Below are 6,901 nucleotides of genomic sequence, written 5' to 3' on the forward strand. Positions count from 1 at the left end.
GAAAGCGGCGTTCGCCCGGCCGATCCGGGTGGACGCCGCTTTCACCCCATCCGGGAGCGTCACGTCCGCGCCAGATCTCCGGGGTACTCTCGCCGCAGTTCGGTTCACGGCGCGAGGGCGGGTCACCCATGCCGAAACACAATTCTCTTCGGGCTCCCGAAGTCCGGAAGCATGGTGGCAATGGTGCTGTCGCCGTTCGATAGCGTCACGACCGCGGCCGAGCTGAGCGCGCGCCGGACCGCGGACGACAACCTGGAGGAGGCGCGCGCCGCGATCGACGAGGGCCGCGCGTGGGAGGCGCTGGAGTTCGCCGAGAAGGCCGCGGCGGGCTACGCGTGGCTCGGCGACCCGGTCGGCGTCGCCTACTCCGCCGTGGTGCAGGCCGTCACGCTGGCCAAACGCGGGCTGTGGGCGCCCGCGCTCGACGCGCTCGCCGAGATCGAGCGGTTCGCGGTGCGGCGCAGGACCATCGAGCTGCAGGCACGGATCAACCTGGCGCGCTCCTCGATCGAGGTGAAGGTCAACTCCACCGAGCGCGCGCTGGCCACGCTGGCACGGGCGCAGGGGTTCGCCGAGCTGTCCAACGACAGCGGACTGATCGGCGAGATGCTGCTCCACCAGGCACAGATGGTCCGCTCGCAGTACTTCGGCCACTGCATGACCCGGGTCCAGTCGCTGCGCTGCGGGGTGGAGGGCGACGCGTGCAAGCTGAAGCTGCTGCGCGCGGAGGAGCTGGCCAAGGCGTGCCGGGACAAGTGGAAGTCGCTGGACGACCCGGTCCGGCTGGCCAGGGTGAACATCATGATCGGCGACCTGCGCGCGGAGCTCGGCGACAAGCTGCGGGCCCGCCGGTTCTGCGAGCGCGCCGGGTACCTGCTGCGCAGCTCCGACCGGGTCATCGCGCAGGCGGAGCTGAAGATGCTGCGCGGCAGGCTCTACGGGATGGACCAGCGCCACGCCGAGCAGATCAAGTGCCTCGAAGCCGCCGCCGAGCTCGCCGAGAGCGCGCTGGCCAGGGAGTACACCGCGCGGGCGCACGAGCTGCTGAGCCAGGCGCACGAGAAGGCGGGGACGCTGGACCGCGCGCTCTACCACGCGCGCAAGCACCTGGAGCAGTACAAGCTGTGGGAGGCCCAGCAGGGCCGTGACCTGCTGCGCATCCGGGAGAACAACATCGTCGGCCACTGGCTGGCCGGGCTGGGGCTGCACACCGAGGAGCTGGAGCGGCCCAAGGAGTCCGGCATCTCGCCGACCCCGGTGGCCACCACCCCGGAACCCGACCCGAACGCCCAGGACCCGGTGCGGGTGGCGCTGCGGATGGGCCTGACCATGCGGCGGATCGAGATCCTGCAACGCCTGGTCGACGGCCAGTCCACCGCCGCCATCGCCGAGGAGCTGGGCCTGTCGCCGAAGACCGTGCAGAACCACCTGCAACGGATCTACCGGACGCTGGGCGTCCAGCGCCGGACCGCGGCCGTCGCGTGGTGGGCGGGGCTGTCCGCCCACCGCGCCCCGGCCGGGTCCGACCAGGAGGAACAGGGCTAGCGCAGCGCGCCGCGGAGCAGGCCGAGCGAGATCGCGGTGGCCACCGCCGACGCCCGGTCCGGGACGCTGAGCTTGTTGAACACCCGGTGCAGGTGGGTCTTGACGGTGGCCTCGCTGATGAAGAGGTTGCGGGCGATCTCGGCGTTGGTGTTGCCGGTGGCGACCTGCTCCAGGATCTGCAGCTCGCGGCTGGACAGCCGCTGCCGGCTCCGGCCGCTGCCCCGGGTCTCGGCCGCCAGCATCGGCAGCAGGGAGCGCGAGACCGGGGTCTGGCCGTCGGCCGCCTTGAGGATGCCGCTGAGGATCTCGCCGAGCACGGCGGTCTTGAGCAGGAACCCGTTGGCGCCCGCGTCCAGGGCGGCGCTGACGTAGTCGGTGTTGTCGCTGAGCACGAGCACCGCGAGGGTGGGGTACTCCCGCTGCAGCAGGCGCAGCAGCGCGATGGCGTCCGGCCCGGCGACCTGCGGGTCGACGACGAGCACGTGCGCCTCACACCGGGCCAGGCTGGCCAGCGCGTCGTTGACCCGGTAGAACCGGCCGACGACGGAGACGCCCTGCTGGGCGGAGAGCAGCTGCGCGAGCCCTTCCACCGTCACCGGGTGCCGGTCCAGCAGCGCCACCCGAACAGGGCCGCGCCGCCGTTCGGCGACCAGCATCGCTGGCGTGGGGGTCGCCGCCGTGGTGGCGGACCTGTGCGGCGGCCTGCATGTGGTCTGGATCTGTCTCATGGCTCACTCCACGCCTACTCGGCGAAGCACTCCTGGCCTGGCATCTCCGGCACCGGGCCGGAGTTCGCGCTGTGCGAGGCGAGGTGGCCCCTCACTCGTGCCGCGACGAGCGGTCCGACTGTGCGGTCGGTCCGGGCTTCGTCGGTGCGGCACAGGGGGCACTGTGGTCAATGGCCGGGGACGGGGCAAGGAGGGCAAAACACCTACTCTTGCCATCCTTCTACCCCCTGGAGTGGGTATTTCGGAGGACGCCGAAGGTCGTTACCTACCGGTACGTCGAGCAAAGAGCGGAGATGTCGACAGTTCCGCGGAGAAGGAATTCATCGCAACCTTAGCGCGAGGAGGGCCACATTTAGTCGTTTGAGCACAGATGTAAACCGAAGGATGCGGTCTTCGAAGTGCTACCCCAGGACGATGCCGCCTACTTGGTTGCATGATACAACCAAGCGTGTCGTCTCATTCCCCGCCGAGGAGGCCCGCCTTGCGCGTGCTGTGCACCGTCACCGGTTCGCCGTCGCACACCCGTTCCCTGGTCCCGATCACCCGTGCGCTGGCCGCGCGCGGGCACGACGTCCTGGTGGTGGTACCGGAGGACTTCGTCGAGCTGCTCGCCGCGGAGAACCTCACCACCGCCGGCGTGCTCTACGGCATGCGCGAACGGCTGAGGGACATGATGGCGGAGGACAAGCAGCCGCTGCACCCGGCCTCCAACCCCGGCGACATGTCGACGATCGTGCGGGTGATGGCGGGCCCGCTGGCCGTGGACGCCTACCAGCGGGCACTCCCGCTCGCCGAGGAGTTCCGGCCCGACGTGGTGGTGCGCGACGACGCCGAGTTCGGCGGCCTGCTGCTCGCCGAGAAGCTCGGCATCCCGCACATCTGCCTGCCGGGCGGTTTCTCCAACGTCGGTGACCCGGTGATCGCCGCCGAGGCGCTCGCCGAGCACGTCCGCCTCGCCGGGCTGGACGTCGAGCTCGGCCCGGACTGCGTCTACCGGCACGGGCGGATCGACTACGTGCCGACGGAGTTCTCCTTCACCGCGGTGGACGCCCCGCTCGCGCTCGCCTACCGGCAGCCCGTGCTGGTGCGGCCCGGTGAGCGGCTGCCCGCCTGGCTCACCGAGGTGCCCGCCGACAAGCCCCTGGTGCTCGCGGCGATCGGGACGGCGCTGCCGCTGACCACGAAGGTGGACAAGGAGAAGCTCAAGGGCCCCAAGCTTCCTGCCGCCTTCGCCAACATCGACCCCGCGAAGCGCCTGCGCACCGTGATCGAGGCGCTCGCGGGCGTCGACTGCACCGCCGTGGTCGCCACCGGCGGGGTCCCGGTGCCCGACGCCCCGATCGCCCCGAACGTGCACCTCGTCGAGCACGTGCCGCAGCCGCTGGTCCTGGAGTGCGCGGACCTGTTCGTCACCCACGGCGGCTACAACGGCATCCGTGAGGCGCTGCGGGCCGGGGTGCCCATGGTGGTGCAGCCCGCGTTCGGCGACCAGCCGTCCAACTCCGACCGCGTGGAGGAACTGGGCCTGGGGCTGCGGATCCACGACGGTGCGGTGGAGGAGATCCGCAGCGCGTGCACCCGGGTGCTGACCGAGCCGCGCTTCGCCGCCCGTGCCGCGCAGGCCAAGCGCGCCATGCTCGCGCTGCCCGACCTCGACCAGGCCGTCATGGACATCGAGGCGGTCGTGAAGGGCTCCCCCGTCCCGGCCTAGTTCTCCTCAAGCACGTCCAGCAGGCGGTGCAGCGCGGGCAGCGCGCGTTCGATGTCCGCGCGGTCGTCGGCGGCGAGCCGCGCGGCGGCCTCGGCGATGATCCGCCTGCGCTGGGCCTGGTAGTCGTCGATGGTGCTGCGGCCGTCCTCGGTGAGGGCGAGCCGCACCACCCGACGGTTGTCCGGATCCCGTTCCCTGACAAGGAACCCGTCCGCCGCGAGGTCGCCGACCAGCGTGCTGACGGTGTTGGCCGCCGCGCACAGGACGGTCGCGACCTCCTTCACGCTGATGCCCGGCTGGCGCTTGAGCGCGAGCAGCAGCTCGACCTTGGCGTTGGGCAGCGCGGAGTCACCAGCGGCGCGGGCCGAGGCGCGGCGCAGCGCCCGTTGCAACCTGCCGACGGTGCAACTGAGGTCCACGTCGTTCGAGAAGGGCTGCGCTTCGTCGATCATCCTCAACTACTCTGTGTCAGAGCTAATGGATTCAGGGTACTCGCTTGGGAGCGTGGATGCGGCAGAGTAACGGCACGGCAGTCCTGGTGCTCATCCTCGGTGGGCTGAGCGCGTTCGGGCCGCTCTGCCTGGACATGTACCTGCCCGCGTTCCCGGAGATCGCGGGCAGCCTGAGCGCCGGCCAGGCACAGGTGCAGCTCACCTTGACCGCCTGCATGATCGGCCTCGCGGCCGGCCAGATCGTGGTGGGGCCGCTCAGCGACATGTGGGGCCGCAAGCGCCCGCTGCTCGTGGGCGTCGGGGGGTTCGTGCTCGCGTCGGTGGCCTGCGTGTTCGCCACCGACATCACCACGCTGATGGCGCTGCGCGTGGTGCAGGGCCTCGCCGGGGCGGCCGGTGTCGTGGTGGCGAGGGCGGTGGTGCGGGACCTGTACTCCGGCGCGGACGCCGCACGGTTCTTCTCCACGCTGATGCTGGTCTTCGGCCTGGCCCCGATCCTGGCGCCGGTGCTCGGCGGGGAGATCGCGGCGTGGGCCGACTGGCGCGGGATCTTCGTGGCGCTCGCGGTCTTCGGCGCGGTGCTGTTCGTCGCGGTCGCCTTGGGGCTCAAGGAAAGCCTGCCCGCCGAGCGCCGCAGCACCGGCGGACTGCGGCCCGTGCTGCGCGCGGCGGGCACCCTGTTCGTCGACCGGGCCTTCCTGGGGCTGGCGCTGACCAGCGCGCTCTCCGGCGCGGCGATGTTCGCCTACATCTCCGGCTCGCCGTTCGTGATCCAGGAGCTGCACCACGCCTCGCCCCAGCTGTTCAGCATCATCTTCGGCACCAACGCGCTGGGCTTCGTGATCGTCGGCCAGATCAACGGCCGCGTGGTCGGCCGGGTCGGAACCCGGACGATGCTGACGATCGGCGTCACGGTCAACACGGTCTCCGGCCTGGTCCTGCTGCTGTTCACCGCGACCGGCCTGTTCGGCTTCGCGGGCCTGCTGGTCCCGCTGTTCACCATGGTCGCCAGCCTCGGCATGATCGGCCCGAACGCCCTCGCGCTCGCACTGGCCGACCACCCGGAGATCGCGGGCAGCGCCAGCGCGCTGCTGGGCACGCTCCAGTTCCTGCTCGCGGCGGTCGCGGCCCCGATGGTGGGGTTGGGCGGCCAGGGCACGGCGCTGCCGATGGCGATCACGATCGCGACCTTCTGCGTGCTGTCGGTCCTCGCCCTGACGGTCCTGGCGCGGCGTCGCACTCGCGCCGAGGTCCCCTCCGTCGCGCAGTGATCGGCTGGCGTGGGGTTGGCTGGCGTGGGGTTGGCTGGCGTGGGGTTGGTTGGCGTGGTTATGGCTGCCGCCCCGACTTCGTCGGGTTGCCCTCGGATAATTCTCCCGGACTCCGGCGCGCATTTCCTTGACCACCCACCACCGCTAGCCCGCTCACCTCTAGCGGTGGCGGGCTAGCCGGGGTCGGGTTTTAAAACGGGGGAGCAGGATCCGCTATCGGCTCAGGCTCCCGAACATAGGTGCGTCCCATCGGAGTGGTCCAGATATGGATACCGCCCGGGAGCTGGGTTCGTTTCCACCGCGTGTGGTGTTTCATCACATGATGCCGTCGACATTTCGCACCCAGGTCATCCGCGACCGTGTTCGTGCCGTCGAACGGCTCGCAATGATCCAAGTCGCAGCGGTGCGCCGGTTGGCGGCAGCCGATCGCCACACACGTGACATCCCGCGCCCGGACCAGATCGGCCAGGGCCGCTGAGGGCCGGTAGTTGGTGCGCCCCACATCCACCGCCACGCCGGTCACCGGGTCGGTCAGGATGCGCTTCCACGTGCCTCCGGCGGCGATGTCGCGGGCCACGTCTGCGGGAATCGGCCCGTAGCCCGCCAGCATCCCCGGCTCCTGATCCATCCGCATCAACGTCGTGGCGGGGAGGGTCACCAGGACCTTCACCTCACCCTGCGGCGCACCGGTCTCCTTACCCATCAACAGGTCGAACGCGACATCGGCGCGGCGTTGGTCCATGGTGCGCTCATCGTCGAGGCCTCGGGCGATGCGGTCGATCCGATCCCACACCAGGGCGCCCTGGAGGGCGGTGAACTGAAACCGCAACGCACACATCGCGTCATCGAGGTTCAGCTTCTCCACCCTGCGGGTGCGCTTCTTCTCCTCATGCCGCCGCGCCGCCGCCTCCGGATCCAACTTCGCGATCAACCGCTGGGCGTGTTGGCGGATGCGGCTGTAGTGGTGGGTGTGGGCGTACTCGATCAGCACCGCTTCCACGATCTCGGCCTGCACAGCGGTCAGCGGCTCCACCTGGTCGACGATCAGCAGGGCCTTGCCTTGGTCGATCCGGCCCTCTTCCAGGGCGGCGAGGACGGCGGGGCGGGAGGCGAGGTTCTCGGCGTGGTTGATCAGGGTGCTGGCCTTGCGCGAGGAAATCGACAACAACGCCCCGACCTCGTCACCGAGATACG

General features: G+C 70.5%; 6 protein-coding genes. 3 read left to right on the forward strand and 3 right to left on the reverse strand.

Features of this window, described 5'->3' with window-relative positions:
- Positions 1-180: 180 nt before the first annotated feature.
- The gene (locus tag ACFFQA_RS36185; RefSeq protein ID WP_377862313.1) at positions 181-1,545 is read left to right on the forward strand and encodes a LuxR C-terminal-related transcriptional regulator; all 1,365 of its coding nucleotides are present in this window, start codon (positions 181-183) and stop codon (positions 1,543-1,545) included.
- Here ACFFQA_RS36185 and ACFFQA_RS36190 read toward each other — a convergent pair.
- A complete protein-coding gene (locus ACFFQA_RS36190; protein ID WP_377862314.1) occupies positions 1,542-2,273 on the reverse strand; it encodes a LuxR C-terminal-related transcriptional regulator in 732 nt (243 codons plus the stop codon). The genes ACFFQA_RS36185 and ACFFQA_RS36190 overlap by 4 nt on opposite strands.
- Positions 2,274-2,760: 487 nt before the next feature.
- Between ACFFQA_RS36190 and ACFFQA_RS36195 the strand changes: the two genes are divergently transcribed.
- The gene (locus ACFFQA_RS36195) at positions 2,761-3,984 is read left to right on the forward strand and encodes a glycosyltransferase (protein WP_377862324.1); all 1,224 of its coding nucleotides are present in this window, start codon (positions 2,761-2,763) and stop codon (positions 3,982-3,984) included.
- Here ACFFQA_RS36195 and ACFFQA_RS36200 read toward each other — a convergent pair.
- Positions 3,981-4,436, reverse strand: a complete 456-nt coding sequence (locus ACFFQA_RS36200; RefSeq protein WP_377862315.1) for a MarR family winged helix-turn-helix transcriptional regulator — start codon at positions 4,434-4,436, stop codon at positions 3,981-3,983. The genes ACFFQA_RS36195 and ACFFQA_RS36200 overlap by 4 nt on opposite strands.
- Before the next feature lie 56 nt (positions 4,437-4,492).
- Here ACFFQA_RS36200 and ACFFQA_RS36205 point away from each other — a divergent pair, with 56 nt between their 5' ends.
- On the forward strand, positions 4,493-5,707 hold the full coding sequence (locus ACFFQA_RS36205) for a Bcr/CflA family multidrug efflux MFS transporter (RefSeq protein WP_377862316.1): 1,215 nt from the start codon (positions 4,493-4,495) through the stop codon (positions 5,705-5,707).
- Positions 5,708-5,897: 190 nt separating this feature from the next.
- Here ACFFQA_RS36205 and ACFFQA_RS36210 read toward each other — a convergent pair.
- Positions 5,898-6,901 (reverse strand): HNH endonuclease signature motif containing protein (locus ACFFQA_RS36210; protein ID WP_377862317.1); only part of this gene is annotated, 1,004 nt, incomplete at its 5' end.

This window comes from Allokutzneria oryzae (genome assembly GCF_042429765.1).
Taxonomy (GTDB): domain Bacteria; phylum Actinomycetota; class Actinomycetes; order Mycobacteriales; family Pseudonocardiaceae; genus Allokutzneria; species Allokutzneria oryzae.

Excerpts from the sequence above, each read along its gene's own strand:
- ACFFQA_RS36185 (WP_377862313.1), top strand. The coding sequence starts at position 181 with ATGGTGCTGTCGCCGTTCGATAGCGTCACGACCGCGGCCGAGCTGAGC.
- ACFFQA_RS36190 (WP_377862314.1), bottom strand. The coding sequence starts at position 2,273 with ATGAGACAGATCCAGACCACATGCAGGCCGCCGCACAGGTCCGCCACC.
- ACFFQA_RS36205 (WP_377862316.1), top strand. The coding sequence starts at position 4,493 with ATGCGGCAGAGTAACGGCACGGCAGTCCTGGTGCTCATCCTCGGTGGG.
- ACFFQA_RS36200 (WP_377862315.1), bottom strand. The coding sequence starts at position 4,436 with ATGATCGACGAAGCGCAGCCCTTCTCGAACGACGTGGACCTCAGTTGC.